Here is a 14,161-nt window from a genome sequence, read left to right on the forward strand (position 1 = left end):
GGTCACCTCAATGAACGGTATCGAGCAGCTTTAACAGCTCAGGGAATCGGGATTCGAAGAAATGCGGCTGCGTCTCGCGCGGATTTGCGGGACTGGTGATGTTCTTGCCGAACATGCAACCTTTCGCTGTCAGCGACCAGAATTTTTTGATGTTGTTAATCGCGGTACGGCTGTATCGTTCGCGCTGCTCGACGATCCCCAGCTTCACCATCTGGTGATATGCCTGATTAGCCGTCAGGCGGATACCATACTGTTTCAGCAGTGCACTCAGTGACAGTGTCGGGCGACTTGAGCCATCGTGTGCATCAGCAGGAGCATCAATGGCATATCGCGGTGCCAGATTCGGTAAGCCAACAGCCTCCTGAAGTTTCTGACAGGCTCCAAGCACTGAAGAGTTAGACAGATTTAACTCCCGGCGCATAAAGTCCAGCAGAATCACGCCAGCCTGCATCTTGTCAGCAGCCTGTCCGGATAATTTTTCCGGTGCGCTGGTTACCATGTCGAAAGTACGGATCACCTTCAGATGGAATGACGGGCTGATCCACATTGCATAGGCATACACCAGTTCCTTGCAGACATAAGTTCCCCGTTCATTTCCCCCATGAATCACACTCACCGGGTCAACACCCAAATTCTGGGTGTTGGTCAATTCATGAACAAGTTCAACAGTTTGTTGGCTGGAAAGAAACTTTCCTGGCTCCTTGGTTCTGGCATTTGCACCAGATGCTACTGCTGCGCGATGCAGATCGTTCAGGCTGTAACGCCCATAAGCATCACGACGAACTTCAATACCATCAATGACCATCAGATTATTCATACTTCGTTTCTCCTCTTGCTCAGGCGGCTGCACCCGCCGTTTTCTCGTACTTACTGATAGTGATCTCGACCTTCCCTTCCGGGATAACCGGTCCCCACTCCACCAGCATTCTTTTCACCTGGCTGTCGTCTTCCCACACACCCGCGTGGGTCAGAACGTCAAACAGCGCCTTGTTATAGTTGTCCAGATCGCGGATCCGGTTATCCGGAGGAAACAACACGATCTCTACTGAAGCAGGTGCCGACGTTGGTTTCGGCAGACGACGTAACTGCTCAACTATTGCTGCGCACGCCGCGCTCTGGAATTTTCGCCCCGCCGCGCTTATCAGGCTCTTACCAGCAAACGCCCCTTTGTTGGGGTGTCGCCAGTACGTGTTCACGCTGGGCGGAAAAGGCAGGATCAGCTTCATACTTTCAGGCCCCTCTCATGTAACCAGTGGGCTGCACGCAGCCTGGCGTTTTCCTCACCGGCAAGCAGTGAGCGGATAATCCCGACCGCCTCGCTGTCGTCGTCCTTCACCGCGGTATGAAGCGTTATCCCCCGGGCCACGCCACGCTTTATCGTGATGACGCCTTTTTTCTCCAGTGCGCGAAGATGCTCCACCGCTGCATTCACCGAACGGTATCCCAGCATGGTTGCCACCTCCTGATTGGTTGGCGGGAAGCCACGTTCTTTCTGATAAGAAATCAGCATATCCAGCACCTGCTGTTGGCATTGAGTTAACGTCGTCATGCCGCCATCTCCCTGACCAGTTTTTCCGCCTGCTGGCGAACCTGCGCCAGAAACGCCTCACCACATGCCTCAAGTTCATCGCGCCCGATGTAGCTGATTGCCGATCCCTTCCAGGTCTTGTCAAAAACAGCAATAGCACCAGCGAAAAAAGCTCCTGTCGGCACCTGCTTCTCGTCCTTCGGGATAAACCAGGCAGGCAGTTCAAAACCAATACGCCCGCGAATAAAAGCAATATGGTCCGCATCTTCCGGCCACCACACTTCGCTTGTGGCAGCTTTGATCAGGAAAACATAGCGCCCGCCCTTATCACGCATGGAACTGGCATGTTTCATGATGTAACGCATGCCGGTGATGTATTGCCCCTCATGCTGACTGGCGCGGCTGTATGGGGGATTACCAAAGGCAGCACCTTTAAGCTCCGCAAGACGTTCTGACCAGTCATGCGCCAGCGCGTTATCTTCCGCCGTGTAATACGCGGCACATTTGGCGTTATCACCGTCAGTGAACAGATCCAGAACAAACGGGCCAAACAGGGTGTTAATTCCCCAGAAAATGTTGTCCGGCGTGCGCCACTGATCGCCCACTTCCTTCAGTTCATGGGCTGGTTTGTTCCTCAGTTCCACCAGCGCCTGGCAATATTTATTACTCATTAAGCCCTCACGTAATTCCCTGACAGATACCACTCTTCACCTGATGCAGCCCGCTTGCTGCTTTTCCGTAAACACCGTTCACGACGCGCCAGAAAATTGTTTCGTTCTGGCTGGGAGTGGCTTTCACGGAATGCCGCCATCCACACCGTTGCAGCACGACGGTATAAGCCCCTGGACTCCAGTTCCTCCGCCTGGCGGGTCAGGCACAAAATCACCCGCGGGTCGTTAGTGCCGACATAGAAATTGCGCACAGGTCTGGTTTCACGAACTGGTTGTGGTTCCGGCTCCTGTGCTCTCTCAGTCAGGTGCGGGAAATGTCTGCGTGTATCTCCTTCACAACGGTGAGCCACACGCCCACTCTGACGTAACTTGCTTGCTGACTGCAGAACGCGCTGCCGTGAGTAACCAGCAAAAGCATCCGCAATGTCTCCGGAAGTACACCCCGGATGGGCTTCAATGAATTTCTGAACGTCATTTAACAGACTCATGATCACCCCCTGAATCCTGCCGGGATCTGGCTGTAGTCCACGTTGTCGTAACTGGATTTGAAGTACGGGTCTTCGCGTTTTTCGGTGTACGTGCTTACGGACGGCGATAAGCGCAGGGAAAGCTCATCCCATTTTTCCCGCAGCTTCGACGGGCTGAGCACGTTACGGCACCAGAACGGATCGCGGCTGACGCGGCTGTACATCTCGCAGATTTGTTTGTGAGTACGACCATCCTGCACACACATCAGGCGAATTTCGTTTGCCCAGGCTGTCCAGTTCGGTTCTTTGGGACGAACCACCTCGCCGTCACATTCGGCAGCCTGCTCGTACAGGGCGATGATTTTTTTCCAGAGCCACTGTGCGCAGGTCAAATCATCCTGCGTCCCCCACTGGCGCTTTTTAGGGCTGAATACAACCGCATCAGGATGGCGAGTTAAAAAATCCTGTTCAGCCGTCTGCGTGTCCGGTTGCGAAGCGTCCGGACGAGAAGGTTTTTTATCTGACGGATCATGTTTTGATTTTACTGACGGATCCCCGCCAGATTCTGACGGGTGAAAACCCGCTTTTTTGCCAGATTTCGACGCATCAAATTTTGACGGGTCAGATTTTGATGCGTCAGATTTTGACGGGTCAGAATCTGACAGTTGAGAAAATGCCGCTGCCTGAAGCTTCGCAACGTTAAGCTGATAAACATTCGACGCATTGCGGTTACCCTTGCGACGCGCCTTACGCGTTAACCAGCCTTCTGCTTCCAGCCGTGCGATAGCCGTTCTGACGGTACTCATCCCCGCGCCAATCTGACGGGCAATGGTTTCAATTGATGGCCAGCACACACCTTCGTCATTACTGAAATCAGCCAGGCGGGCCATAATTGCCACGCTGGATAACTTCATGCCTGATGCAGCGCAACCATCCCATACATAGCCGGTTAATTTAGTGCTCATGACCGACCTCTATTTCCCTGAATTTACGACGAAACTGTTCGAGCGGACTGAAGCATTCATGCTCATAACCTTCGCGGAGGTAGATAACCCGTTGTGTTTCCGATTCCCAACGAATGACTCTGACGGGCACTCCGTAGTGATCTTTGAACCAGCGGTTAACTTGTCGCAAAGGACTGTCTCCTTCTGCCGGTTGAAATCACCCACAGCCCACTCTGCAAAGCTGTGGGTTACAATTTCCCTGTCACCTGGTACATTCACTGCATAGCAATACTCCACCTTCGCTTTTCCACCCGGAACCGGAAGCGCAATCAGTTGCGAGCGACGGTAGTGTGTTGTTAAACTGTTCATGCGTTAGTTTCTCCACAACCAGAAGCAATCGACGCCACGACGCCCGGAGCTGCACACTCGCGGGCGTCACTACTTTCTGAAACGCAAAAGATTTTTGTAGACCAGTGCTGCATGCTCCTGCAGCTTCGAAATTGAGAGGTACAGCTCATCGTTAATTGCTGTCTTCTCATGCGGTTCCACTACACCGTCTTCAATTGCTGAACGAATCTGTTTTGAATAACTGCCGATCTGTTCAATGACCTCCAGCAGGCGTTGGTTGATATCGGCGTTGTCCACATCCTCGACGTCAGGAAGAGACACAAAGACGCCATTTGCAGACTGCGCCACAGCATCAGCAATGAAGTGAGTGCCACCAGCACGCTGTAAAACCATTGCCCATCCCAGCGGGAAAATCTGATCGCCATCTGCACGAAGGCGGTTGAATAAAGCGTTTTCTGTTACATCGAGCCAGTCAGCCGCTTCAGCGTAACCACCCGGCAACGCCGCGATAGTTTTTCTGACAGCTTTCACGTACCACTCAGGCTGTTTTTCTATTTTCCAGTGATGCTTACCCACGATTAGCCTCATCGTTCTGTGGTTAAAAATTGAAAGTGTTCTGCTAATCTTTCGGATAGATATCCGGTCTTAAGTCAGATTTCGTAATTGCACCTGACGTGCATTGCTCAAGTTTTTTAGCCAGCACAAAACTGGCTTTTTTATAGCCATTGAAAACCAGCCGTAAGTAGCCAGGTGTTGAGCCAACTTTTCCGGCCAACTCGCCCTGCTGTTCTTTGGTTAAAGAGTCCCAATACGCTTTCATACAATATGTACCTCCGGTGTACATATTACATGATTGAAATGAACCTTCAAGATACTTGTACCTTAACGGTACAAGGGTTTTAATTTCGTTATGAAAACAATCCATGACATCCGGCGGTCTAACGCCAGAAAACTGAGAGATGGTGTTGGCGGGAATTCTTCCTTTGCCACTATGATTGATCGCGAGCCAACCCAGACCAGCAGGTTTATGGGAGATGGTGCTACTAAAAATATCGGTGACAGCATGGCACGACACATCGAAAAATGTTTCGACCTGCCTGTCGGATGGCTCGATCAAGAACACCAGACAACGAACATCACAAAAAAACCTGATGTTTCAATCACTAATAAACAAATCACATTAGTCCCTGTCATATCATGGGTACAGGCCGGAGCATGGAAAGAAGTTGGATATTCTGAGGTTGATTTGAGCACAGCAGAAACGTATCCCTGCCCTGTACCCTGTGGGGAAATGACTTATATCTTGCGGGTGATAGGTGATTCAATGATTGATGAGTACCGCCCGGGAGACATGATTTTTGTCGATCCTGAAGTACCTGCCTGCCACGGTGACGACGTTATTGCATTGATGCACGATACAGGTGAAACCACCTTCAAAAGATTGATAGAAGATGGGACACAGCGTTATCTCAAAGCGTTAAACCCAAACTGGCCTGAGCCTTACATTAAGATCAACGGTAATTGCTCTATAATTGGTACTGTGATTTTCTCAGGAAAACCAAGAAGATACAAAATCAAAGCCTAATCAATGTTTATGAACCTGCTTCGGCAGGTTTTTTTATACTTGACAATGTACCTTTGAGATACATAATGTACCCAAGAGAAACAACAAACAGGCAGGACGCCCACGAAGTAGCCGCCTGGGGCATATGAAGTCCAGGATGATTCGTTAGCAACAAAAAAGCGCCCTACAGGACGCTTAGCTCTTTAACAATCTGGTCCCCATCAACAAGTAACTGATAACTTGAGGAGGTGTGAAATGCACAAAACAGAACCCAAAATCGTCGCGCCTGACTACACAGATGAGGAAATTTATGAGTGGATGACAAAGAAGCTGGCAGCTATAAACCAGCTTCGTGAAGTGCTGTCTTATCGACAGGAAACAATAGACTCCTTAAAAAAACTGGATCAGGAAATCACGGTTTTATCACAGGATGTTACTTTAGATATTGTGCAGACAAATTAGGATCCCATTCATTTTCGTCAAAATCATCAAAGTGATGAATTTGTGATCTCCAGTCTCGATAATCTAAAAATTTCTGGGCGGTTACGCTTATTTTATCAAGTGTGAGTTCATCCTGAATTGAAAGAAGAAGTTCATCAAATTTCATCTCATTAATCTGTTTTGGCATCCAGTGATGCTTCATCAGAATAAGGTGAACCAGAGCCTTTTTCCCATTCAACTGATTATAGGGAGTGCCGAATTTCTTCCGGTGCTCATGTAACACAAGGTCCAGAAGAGTTAGTAATGTTGCCCTTGATTCAACTTTGCTTATTTCGACTGATGACACTACCCCACTGATTTCAATGCCCCGATACTTTCCAACATTTTCACAGTGGGATTTGTACAGCGTATAGATATTACCGGACATTTCTTTTCCTTTTGCGTTGTTGGGGATAACCAGATTAACCGAATCCTTGTTGTTGGGGAATAACCAGGTCCACCTCGCCTGATGTGGCTAAAAGCAGGCACATAACAGCTAAGTATTTTCAACCAGAGAGAATCCTTAGCGTTGTGGTGAATGCGGCTCAGCGCACGCGGGTTAAGGTTGAGGCTGACAGTCGACCTTCTGTGGATACCCACCCGCCTGGTGTGCAACCTTCGCCAGGCACCGGGAGGCACCCGGCACCACAACTTTATGCTGTGTGTAGTCTTGGCGGTACCAGCTTGTACCCTTGCTTCCGGCTGGTACCGCCCTTTTTACAAAACAGAGAAGAGTATCCCCGGATGACGGGGTCATAACCCGATCCATCCTGATAGTTGTGGCCACAGGTGCTCTTCTCTGTTTTGTGGAGAAACTAACCGACCTTGCAGGGTCGATATGCAGAGACTGAACAGTTAGTGAAGTAACAAGGTGATCGCATATGCTTCAAATGTTAACTCTTGAAGAATGGGCCTCTGAAAAATACAGAAGTAATCCTCCAAGTGTGTCCACATTGCGTCGTTATGCTAAGCAGAATTTATTTTGCCCACCGGCCATGAAACAAGGTCGGTTATGGCGAGTGCGTGAGGACGCTGAGTTAGTTGGGGAGTTGGTAACACCAGTAATCAAGAAAAATGACTCATTACTTTTGCAACGGATCTTGAGTGATGGCAGCCAGACCGCGTAAGAATAATGTTTCAGTACCTAACTTATATCCGCTTTATAGTAGGAAGGTAAATAAAGTCTATTGGCGGTATAAGCATCCAGTAACAGGGAAATTTCATGCGTTGGGAACTAACGAAGCTGAAGCCATCGCTATTGCCACTGAAGCCAATACACGCCTGGCTGAACAAAGAACCCGACAGATTCTGGCTATCAGTGACAGGATCGCAACCTGCAAAGGAAAAGCGATCACAACGTCAACCTGGTTAGATCGCTATCAAGCGATCCAGGATGATAGGCTCAAAAAGTGGTGATATAAGACTCAATACCTATAAGCAAAAAGCCAAACCAGTATCCTTGCTCAGAGAACGAGCAGGAATGAAGTTGATCTCATCCGTTGATGTCAGAGATATAGCACAATTGCTTGATGAGTATATTACAGCTGGACAGCCTAGAATGGCCCAAGTCGTAAGGTCTGTATTAATCGATGTGTTTAAGGAAGCACAGCATTATGGCGAAGTTCCACCAGGGTATAACCCTGCTCTTGCGACGAAGCAACCCAGAAGGAAAATCACCCGTCAACGCCTCAGCCTGGAAGAATGGCAAAAAATTTTTGATATCGCAGACTCCACTCATCGTTACATGGGAAATGCCATGCTGTTAGCGCTGGTTACTGGCCAACGTTTGGGAGATATATCCAAAATGAAATTCAGCGATATCTGGGATGATCATCTGCATATCGAACAGGAAAAAACCGGCAGCAAAATAGCCATTCCTCTTTCTCTTCGTTTGAATGTAATCAACTGGAGCCTGCGCGATGTTGTAGCTCGCTGCCGTGACTATGTAGATAGTCCATACTTAGTACATTTTTTTCAGATCAACTTCACAGGCAGAACGTGGGGCACAAGTAAAAGCTAATACTCTGACTATGAATTTTAGCAAAGCAAGGGATCTGGCTGAAATTGATTGGGGTGAAGGAACCCCAGCAACCTTTCATGAGCAACGTTCATTGTCAGAAAGGCTATACAAAGAACAGGGAATAGATACTCAGAAATTGCTGGGACATAAAACCCAGCAACAAACTGATCGTTATAACGATCTCCGCGGAAAAAAATTGGGTAACTTTAACAATATGAATATTTACATGTATTAGTCGCGACTTGATCTGACACTGAGCCTTGAAAGGTTGAGAGTTACCGGTTTTGATATGGGTGTCGAATCCTTATACAAAACACGAGGTAACTCTCATGCTTCATACTACCAATCCCGTTATCAAACACAAAACCGGTTTGCTCAATCTGGCTGAAGAACTCAGCAACGTATCAAAAGCCTGTAAAATCATGGGCGTTTCGCGTGATACGTTTTATCGTTACCGCGAACTGGTCGATGAAGGTGGTGTGGATGCGCTGATTAATCGTAGTCGCCGCGCTCCTAACCTTAAGAACCGTACCGATGAGGCAACTGAACAGGCTGTTGTTGATTACGCCGTCGCTTTCCCGGCACACAGTCAGCACCGGACGCAGCAACGAGCTGCGTAAACAGGGCGTTTTTATCTCCGGCAGTGGTGTCCATTCTGTCTGGTTACGCCATAACCTTGAGAATTTCAAAAAACGTCCGAAAGCACTGGAAGAAAAAGTAGCCCGTGATGGCATTGAGTTAACTGACAGCCAGATCGCAGCACTAGAGCGTAAAGCCAGTGATGACGAGGCCTGTGGCGAAATCGAAACGGCTCATCCGGGATATCTGGGTTCGCAGGACACGTTCTATGTAGGCAACCTGAAAGGTGCCGGGCGTATTTATCAGCAGACGTTCGTTGATACGTACTCGAAAGTGGCTCACTGTAAGCTTTACGTCACCAAAACACCGATTACCGCGGCTGACTTACTGAATGATCGTGTACTGCCGTTTTATGCGTCTCAGGGCCTGCCGATACTGAGAATACTGACCGACAGAGGCACGGAGTACTGTGGCAAAGTAGAGCAGCATGATTATCAGCTTTATCTGGCAATAAACGATATAGAACACACGAAAACAAAGGCGATGTCCCCGCAGACCAACGGCATCTGCGAGCGGTTCCATAAAACAATCCTGAACGAATTTTATCAGGTAACGTTCCGTAAAAAACTGTACGGCGATCTTGATACATTACAGTCGGATCTTGATGAATGGCTGGCTCACTATAATAATGAGCGAACCCATCAGGGAAAAATGTGCAATGGGCGGACGCCAATGGAAACGTTACTTGATGGAAAGCGCATCTGGGCCGAGAAAAATTTAAGCCAGATGTAATCTGACAGATACCTGTATAAATAACCGGTAACTGTCAGATCAGGTCTGAGCTAATACAATTTACATTTAGTCTATCTTTCGCTCAATACTTTTAAGCGCATTTGGAATAAGTGTCTCGCTAAACCCAGAAAGTAAATATATTATAAACAACACATATTTATTGTCTTCTTTGTTTAGTAAATCAAGAACTAATCCGCTTTTTATTATAGCATAACAAATGACACCAGCCACTAAAGCAATTAAACATCTTTCTACACCATAAAAATAATAGATTCTTCTCTTTAAAGATTTTTCTCGATCTGTGTTTTTTATGGTTAGTGAAACAGAAAGATATCCCCCTAAAGAAGCCCAAAATAAACAAACAGGTAAGGTTAGAAACAGGGGGTTTTTTACAAAAAAAACAGCATCTCTAAACAGATAAATAAATAATAGAATTACTGACAATACTATAACAGGTGTAAACGCTCCGATTTGATAGCATAATCTAGCCCGGACAGATTCTTCATGATCTTTTATTATTTCACTGTTAATATCATTAAATTTCCTGATAGCCTCATCAGTATCCCCATAAATACCATGAGCTAAGGCTGTTGCGGCGCGTCTTTTATACTCCACTCCACATTTATACTTATAGCAATGAGATTTAAAACCATCTAAATATTTTTTTAACTTTATTATAGTTATCTATTAAAGTTGTATCATCATCCTTTTTAGTTTTTATATAAATTCTAATCGATTCATGCGAAGGTAACTCTGCTGCATCGTAAACAATAAACTCATCACTTTTAGCAAATATATGGCTTATTGTATAACCGGCCTCATCTTTGGCTCCAATCTGAAATGCCGCTATAGCTTCTTGTTGTGCTTTTTTATATTTTCTTTCTTCGAGCCTGCTCAAAAAATTTTCTAACATACTAATCCCAGAATGTTACAATTTAACGTTTTGATAACTTATTTTGATAAAATTTTGATAACCATTAGCCTGCTAACATAAAACAACGGGCGTATAATACGCCCGTTACAGTTTTTAACACATGCGGATACTACATGTTTTCGATGATCGCGTCACCAAACTCTGAACATTTCAGCAGCTTAGCGCCTTCCATCAGACGTTCGAAGTCATAGGTTACGGTCTTCGCGTTGATTGCGCCTTCCATACCTTTAACAATCAGGTCTGCGGCTTCAATCCAGCCCATATGGCGCAGCATCATCTCAGCGGAAAGGATGATAGAGCCTGGGTTAACTTTGTCCTGACCGGCATATTTCGGCGCAGTTCCGTGGGTAGCTTCAAACAGGGCGCATTCGTCACCGATGTTTGCGCCAGGGGCGATACCGATACCGCCAACCTGCGCTGCCAGGGCGTCAGAAATGTAGTCACCGTTCAGGTTCATACAGGCGATAACATCATATTCAGCCGGACGCAGCAGGATCTGTTGCAGGAATGCGTCAGCAATCACGTCTTTAATGACGATCTCTTTGCCGGTATTCGGGTTTTTAACTTTCAGCCACGGGCCACCGTCAATCAGTTCACCGCCAAACTCTTCACGCGCCAGCTGGTAGCCCCAGTCTTTAAACGCGCCTTCGGTGAACTTCATGATGTTGCCTTTGTGCACCAGGGTCACAGAGTCACGATCGTTAGCAATTGCGTATTCGATCGCTGCACGAACCAGACGTTTGGTGCCTTCTTCAGAACACGGCTTAATACCGATACCGCAATGTTCCGGGAAGCGAATTTTCTTCACGCCCATCTCTTCACGCAGGAATTTAATTACTTTCTCAGCGTCGGCAGAGTCTGCTTTCCATTCGATACCTGCATAAATGTCTTCCGAGTTTTCACGGAAGATAACCATATCGGTCAGTTCAGGGTGTTTAACCGGGCTTGGAGTGCCCTGATAGTAACGTACCGGACGCAGGCAGATGTAAAGATCCAGTTCCTGGCGTAGGGCAACGTTCAGAGAGCGAATACCGCCCCCAACCGGAGTGGTCAGCGGGCCTTTAATAGCAACGCGATATTCACGAATCAGATCAAGGGTTTCAGCAGGCAGCCAGACATCCTGACCATAAACCTGTGTGGATTTTTCACCGGTGTAAATTTCCATCCAGGAGATTTTACGCTCGCCTTTATAGGCTTTCTCGACTGCAGCGTCGACCACTTTCAGCATGGCTGGGGTTACATCTACACCGATTCCATCACCTTCAATGTAAGGGATAATCGGATTTTCAGGAACGTTGAGTTTGCCGTTTTGCAGGGTGATCTTCTTGCCTTGTGCCGGAACAACTACTTTACTTTCCATTCACCTCTCCTTCGAGCGCTACTGGTTTGCTCGTCTGCCACCACGTTGCATATGCGTTTGCGTCCTGCGATACGGATGCTTTAGAGCAATTTTTTGTTAATGATTTGTAATTGGCTTGTCAATACTACCCTATTGTTTGCCGTCATGAAAGATGCGCGTTATTAGGCTATAATGCGGCAATTCATAATCTCTGAAAATACCATGCAAAAAACTTCTTTTAGAAATCACCAGGTTAAGCGATTCAGCTCGCAACGCACTAACAAACGCAAGCCAGAAAACCAGCCCACGCGTGTGATCCTGTTCAATAAACCTTACGATGTCCTGCCACAGTTCACCGATGAAGCCGGGCGCAAAACATTAAAAGAATTCATCCCGGTTCAGGGCGTTTATGCGGCAGGTCGTCTTGACAGAGATAGCGAAGGGTTATTAGTGCTGACCAATAATGGTGCACTACAGGCACGTTTAACTCAGCCGGGCAAACGCACCGGGAAAATCTATTATGTGCAGGTGGAAGGCATTCCCACACAAGACGCTCTTGAAGCGTTGCGCAATGGCGTAACCTTAAATGATGGTCCTACCCTGCCCGCAGGCGTGGAGCTGGTTGCAGAACCAGAGTGGTTATGGCCACGTAATCCGCCAATTCGTGAACGTAAAAGTATTCCCACCAGCTGGCTGAAGATTACTTTATATGAAGGACGTAATCGCCAGGTGCGCCGCATGACTGCCCATGTCGGTTTCCCTACGCTGCGACTGATTCGTTATGCCATGGGCAATTACACACTGGATAATCTCGCTAACGGCGAATGGCGAGAAGCAACAGAATAAGGATGCACAATGTTTAAACCGCACGTTACCGTCGCCTGCGTGGTACACGCAGAAGGCAAATTTTTAGTTGTTGAAGAGACAATTAACGGTAAAGCGTTATGGAACCAACCGGCGGGACATCTGGAAGCGGATGAGACGCTAGTGGAAGCGGCTGCGCGTGAGCTGTGGGAAGAAACCGGCATCAGCGCGCGACCGCAACACTTTATCCGCATGCATCAGTGGATTGCGCCAGATAAAACGCCGTTTTTGCGTTTCCTGTTTGCCATTGAGCTTGAGCAAATATGCCCGACCCAGCCTCATGACAGCGATATCGACTGCTGCCGTTGGGTCAGCGCCGAAGAACTTTTACAGGCGTCAAATTTGCGTTCGCCGCTGGTGGCGGAAAGTATTCGTTGTTATCAAAGCGGGCAACGCTATCCGCTGGAGATGATTGGCGATTTTAACTGGCCTTTTACAAAGGGTGTCATCTAAAAGGCTGCGTGATAGAATACGCCGCCTTGAAGTTCAATGTCGTGAGTAATCCAATGTCTGAAACCGCAAAAAAAGTGATCGTCGGCATGTCCGGCGGTGTCGATTCCTCCGTTTCTGCCTGGCTGTTGCAACAACAGGGATATCAGGTCGAAGGCTTGTTTATGAAGAACTGGGAAGAAGACGACGGTGAGGAATATTGCACAGCGGCAGCGGATCTGGCTGATGCCCAGGCGGTCTGCGATAAGCTCGGCATTGAACTGCACACCGTCAACTTTGCTGCCGAATACTGGGATAACGTCTTCGAACTGTTCCTTGCTGAATATAAAGCCGGTCGCACGCCGAATCCGGATATTCTGTGCAACAAAGAGATCAAATTTAAAGCCTTCCTCGAATTTGCCGCCGAAGATTTAGGTGCCGATTATATCGCTACCGGTCATTACGTGCGTCGGGCAGATGTCGATGGCAAGAGCCGCCTGCTGCGTGGTCTGGACAGCAATAAAGACCAGAGCTACTTCCTTTATACGCTCGGCCATGAGCAGATTGCGCAAAGCCTGTTCCCGGTCGGCGAACTGGAAAAACCGCAGGTGCGTAAGATTGCTGAAGATCTCGGTCTGGTCACCGCGAAGAAAAAAGACTCTACCGGCATTTGCTTCATTGGCGAACGTAAATTCCGCGAGTTCCTGGGCCGTTATCTCCCGGCGCAACCGGGCAAAATCATTACCGTCGATGGCGATGAAATTGGTGAGCACCAGGGGCTGATGTATCACACCCTCGGTCAGCGTAAAGGTCTGGGTATCGGTGGCACCAAAGAAGGCACCGAAGAACCGTGGTATGTGGTCGATAAAGACGTCGAAAACAACATTCTGATTGTTGCGCAGGGCCATGAACACCCGCGTCTGATGTCTGTCGGTCTGATTGCCCAGCAGCTGCACTGGGTCGATCGCGAACCGTTCACCGGCACTATGCGTTGCACGGTAAAAACCCGCTATCGCCAGACCGACATTCCGTGCACCGTCAAGGCTCTGGACGATGATCGCATTGAAGTGATTTTCGATGAGCCCGTTGCCGCCGTGACGCCGGGCCAGTCTGCCGTCTTCTATAACGGTGAAGTGTGCCTCGGTGGCGGTATCATTGAGCAGCGTCTGCCGCTGCCGGTCTGATTATTGTCTTTAATTACA

The 14,161-nt window shown here is 48.0% G+C and carries 18 protein-coding genes and 4 pseudogenes; 9 read left to right on the top strand and 13 right to left on the bottom strand.

The annotated features are described in order from the left end of the window. Positions 1-7: 7 nt before the first annotated feature. The 9 genes and pseudogenes from CRI63_RS00650 to CRI63_RS00690 all read right to left on the bottom strand — a co-directional run bounded on the left by CRI63_RS00650 (position 8) and on the right by CRI63_RS00690 (position 4,778). Complete coding sequence (locus CRI63_RS00650; protein WP_001061438.1) at positions 8-817, bottom strand: KilA-N domain-containing protein; 810 nt, start codon at positions 815-817, stop codon at positions 8-10. 19 nt (positions 818-836) lie between these two features. Continuing rightward, positions 837-1,226: a RusA family crossover junction endodeoxyribonuclease gene (locus tag CRI63_RS00655; RefSeq protein WP_000767124.1), complete on the bottom strand. Its 390-nt coding sequence runs from the start codon at positions 1,224-1,226 to the stop codon at positions 837-839. After that, positions 1,223-1,549 (bottom strand): LexA family transcriptional regulator, encoded by a 327-nt coding sequence (locus tag CRI63_RS00660; RefSeq protein ID WP_000210164.1) that lies wholly within the window; start codon positions 1,547-1,549, stop codon positions 1,223-1,225. The genes CRI63_RS00655 and CRI63_RS00660 overlap by 4 nt, the downstream gene beginning before the upstream one ends. After that, entirely contained in the window at positions 1,546-2,199 is a 654-nt protein-coding gene (locus CRI63_RS00665; RefSeq protein ID WP_089583264.1) for a phage N-6-adenine-methyltransferase, read from the bottom strand. The genes CRI63_RS00660 and CRI63_RS00665 overlap by 4 nt, the downstream gene beginning before the upstream one ends. Next, positions 2,199-2,693 carry a PerC family transcriptional regulator gene (locus tag CRI63_RS00670; RefSeq protein WP_135518177.1) on the bottom strand — a complete coding sequence of 165 codons (495 nt, stop codon included), beginning with the start codon at positions 2,691-2,693 and terminating at the stop codon, positions 2,199-2,201. Before CRI63_RS00670 ends, CRI63_RS00665 begins: the two co-directional genes overlap by 1 nt. Next, positions 2,690-3,631, bottom strand: a complete 942-nt coding sequence (locus CRI63_RS00675) for a helix-turn-helix domain-containing protein (RefSeq protein ID WP_089581679.1) — start codon at positions 3,629-3,631, stop codon at positions 2,690-2,692. Before CRI63_RS00675 ends, CRI63_RS00670 begins: the two co-directional genes overlap by 4 nt. Beyond that, on the bottom strand, positions 3,621-3,800 hold the full coding sequence (locus tag CRI63_RS00680; RefSeq protein ID WP_071826555.1) for a DUF4222 domain-containing protein: 180 nt from the start codon (positions 3,798-3,800) through the stop codon (positions 3,621-3,623). The genes CRI63_RS00675 and CRI63_RS00680 overlap by 11 nt, the downstream gene beginning before the upstream one ends. Before the next feature lie 175 nt (positions 3,801-3,975). Continuing rightward, a pseudogene (ymfL, locus tag CRI63_RS00685) lies at positions 3,976-4,534 on the bottom strand (protein YmfL). Positions 4,535-4,577: 43 nt separating this feature from the next. Beyond that, complete coding sequence (locus CRI63_RS00690; protein ID WP_000649477.1) at positions 4,578-4,778, bottom strand: YdaS family helix-turn-helix protein; 201 nt, start codon at positions 4,776-4,778, stop codon at positions 4,578-4,580. A gap of 90 nt (positions 4,779-4,868) precedes the next feature. On the opposite strand from CRI63_RS00690, the gene CRI63_RS00695 reads away from it, so the two are divergent. Both CRI63_RS00695 and CRI63_RS00700 read left to right on the top strand, forming a co-directional pair. Next, positions 4,869-5,543, top strand: a complete 675-nt coding sequence (locus CRI63_RS00695) for a LexA family transcriptional repressor (protein ID WP_000848748.1) — start codon at positions 4,869-4,871, stop codon at positions 5,541-5,543. 234 nt (positions 5,544-5,777) lie between these two features. Further along, positions 5,778-5,984: a hypothetical protein gene (locus CRI63_RS00700; protein WP_000549621.1), complete on the top strand. Its 207-nt coding sequence runs from the start codon at positions 5,778-5,780 to the stop codon at positions 5,982-5,984. Here CRI63_RS00700 and CRI63_RS00705 read toward each other — a convergent pair. Beyond that, a complete protein-coding gene (locus CRI63_RS00705; protein WP_000016389.1) occupies positions 5,956-6,390 on the bottom strand; it encodes a hypothetical protein in 435 nt (144 codons plus the stop codon). The two genes, CRI63_RS00700 and CRI63_RS00705, sit on opposite strands and share 29 nt — an antisense overlap. Positions 6,391-6,533: 143 nt before the next feature. Here CRI63_RS00705 and CRI63_RS24170 point away from each other — a divergent pair. The 4 genes and pseudogenes from CRI63_RS24170 (at position 6,534) to CRI63_RS00735 (ending at position 9,393) form a co-directional block, all read left to right on the top strand. Continuing rightward, positions 6,534-6,853: pseudogene (locus tag CRI63_RS24170) on the top strand (hypothetical protein). Positions 6,854-6,883: 30 nt separating this feature from the next. After that, the gene (locus tag CRI63_RS00720) at positions 6,884-7,129 is read left to right on the top strand and encodes an excisionase-like protein from lambdoid prophage 14 (protein WP_000939946.1); all 246 of its coding nucleotides are present in this window, start codon (positions 6,884-6,886) and stop codon (positions 7,127-7,129) included. After that, positions 7,110-8,257 (top strand): annotated as a pseudogene (locus tag CRI63_RS24075) (site-specific integrase). The gene CRI63_RS00720 and the pseudogene CRI63_RS24075 overlap by 20 nt, the downstream one beginning before the upstream one ends. A 94-nt stretch (positions 8,258-8,351) precedes the next feature. Continuing rightward, positions 8,352-9,393: pseudogene (locus CRI63_RS00735) on the top strand (IS481 family transposase). A 66-nt stretch (positions 9,394-9,459) separates the two neighbouring features. Here CRI63_RS00735 and CRI63_RS00740 read toward each other — a convergent pair. The 3 genes from CRI63_RS00740 to icd form a co-directional block, all read right to left on the bottom strand. Further along, complete coding sequence (locus CRI63_RS00740; RefSeq protein WP_135518181.1) at positions 9,460-10,008, bottom strand: hypothetical protein; 549 nt, start codon at positions 10,006-10,008, stop codon at positions 9,460-9,462. Positions 10,009-10,036: 28 nt separating this feature from the next. Further along, complete coding sequence (locus CRI63_RS00745) at positions 10,037-10,306, bottom strand: hypothetical protein (RefSeq protein ID WP_135518183.1); 270 nt, start codon at positions 10,304-10,306, stop codon at positions 10,037-10,039. Between the two features lie 130 nt (positions 10,307-10,436). Continuing rightward, positions 10,437-11,687: an NADP-dependent isocitrate dehydrogenase gene (icd, locus tag CRI63_RS00750; RefSeq protein ID WP_059235815.1), complete on the bottom strand. Its 1,251-nt coding sequence runs from the start codon at positions 11,685-11,687 to the stop codon at positions 10,437-10,439. 171 nt (positions 11,688-11,858) lie between these two features. Here icd and rluE point away from each other — a divergent pair, with 171 nt between their 5' ends. The 3 genes from rluE to mnmA are packed head-to-tail and all read left to right on the top strand — an operon-like array spanning position 11,859 to position 14,143. Then, positions 11,859-12,512, top strand: coding sequence for a 23S rRNA pseudouridine(2457) synthase RluE (gene rluE / locus CRI63_RS00755; RefSeq protein ID WP_135518185.1), 654 nt, complete (start codon positions 11,859-11,861; stop codon positions 12,510-12,512). A gap of 9 nt (positions 12,513-12,521) precedes the next feature. Then, on the top strand, positions 12,522-12,983 hold the full coding sequence (gene nudJ / locus CRI63_RS00760; RefSeq protein WP_135518187.1) for a phosphatase NudJ: 462 nt from the start codon (positions 12,522-12,524) through the stop codon (positions 12,981-12,983). 53 nt (positions 12,984-13,036) lie between these two features. Beyond that, on the top strand, positions 13,037-14,143 hold the full coding sequence (gene mnmA / locus CRI63_RS00765; RefSeq protein ID WP_130222859.1) for a tRNA 2-thiouridine(34) synthase MnmA: 1,107 nt from the start codon (positions 13,037-13,039) through the stop codon (positions 14,141-14,143). Positions 14,144-14,161: the final 18 nt, after the last annotated feature.

It is taken from the genome of Escherichia sp. E2661, from assembly GCF_004745185.1.
Taxonomy (GTDB): domain Bacteria; phylum Pseudomonadota; class Gammaproteobacteria; order Enterobacterales; family Enterobacteriaceae; genus Escherichia.

Excerpts from the sequence above, each read along its gene's own strand:
- CRI63_RS00650 (WP_001061438.1), bottom strand. The coding sequence starts at position 817 with ATGAATAATCTGATGGTCATTGATGGTATTGAAGTTCGTCGTGATGCT.
- CRI63_RS00655 (WP_000767124.1), bottom strand. The coding sequence starts at position 1,226 with ATGAAGCTGATCCTGCCTTTTCCGCCCAGCGTGAACACGTACTGGCGA.
- CRI63_RS00660 (WP_000210164.1), bottom strand. The coding sequence starts at position 1,549 with ATGACGACGTTAACTCAATGCCAACAGCAGGTGCTGGATATGCTGATT.
- CRI63_RS00665 (WP_089583264.1), bottom strand. The coding sequence starts at position 2,199 with ATGAGTAATAAATATTGCCAGGCGCTGGTGGAACTGAGGAACAAACCA.
- CRI63_RS00675 (WP_089581679.1), bottom strand. The coding sequence starts at position 3,631 with ATGAGCACTAAATTAACCGGCTATGTATGGGATGGTTGCGCTGCATCA.
- CRI63_RS00690 (WP_000649477.1), bottom strand. The coding sequence starts at position 4,778 with ATGAAAGCGTATTGGGACTCTTTAACCAAAGAACAGCAGGGCGAGTTG.
- CRI63_RS00695 (WP_000848748.1), top strand. The coding sequence starts at position 4,869 with ATGAAAACAATCCATGACATCCGGCGGTCTAACGCCAGAAAACTGAGA.
- CRI63_RS00700 (WP_000549621.1), top strand. The coding sequence starts at position 5,778 with ATGCACAAAACAGAACCCAAAATCGTCGCGCCTGACTACACAGATGAG.
- CRI63_RS00705 (WP_000016389.1), bottom strand. The coding sequence starts at position 6,390 with ATGTCCGGTAATATCTATACGCTGTACAAATCCCACTGTGAAAATGTT.
- CRI63_RS00720 (WP_000939946.1), top strand. The coding sequence starts at position 6,884 with ATGCTTCAAATGTTAACTCTTGAAGAATGGGCCTCTGAAAAATACAGA.
- CRI63_RS00745 (WP_135518183.1), bottom strand. The coding sequence starts at position 10,306 with ATGTTAGAAAATTTTTTGAGCAGGCTCGAAGAAAGAAAATATAAAAAA.
- icd (WP_059235815.1), bottom strand. The coding sequence starts at position 11,687 with ATGGAAAGTAAAGTAGTTGTTCCGGCACAAGGCAAGAAGATCACCCTG.
- rluE (WP_135518185.1), top strand. The coding sequence starts at position 11,859 with ATGCGGCAATTCATAATCTCTGAAAATACCATGCAAAAAACTTCTTTT.
- nudJ (WP_135518187.1), top strand. The coding sequence starts at position 12,522 with ATGTTTAAACCGCACGTTACCGTCGCCTGCGTGGTACACGCAGAAGGC.
- mnmA (WP_130222859.1), top strand. The coding sequence starts at position 13,037 with ATGTCTGAAACCGCAAAAAAAGTGATCGTCGGCATGTCCGGCGGTGTC.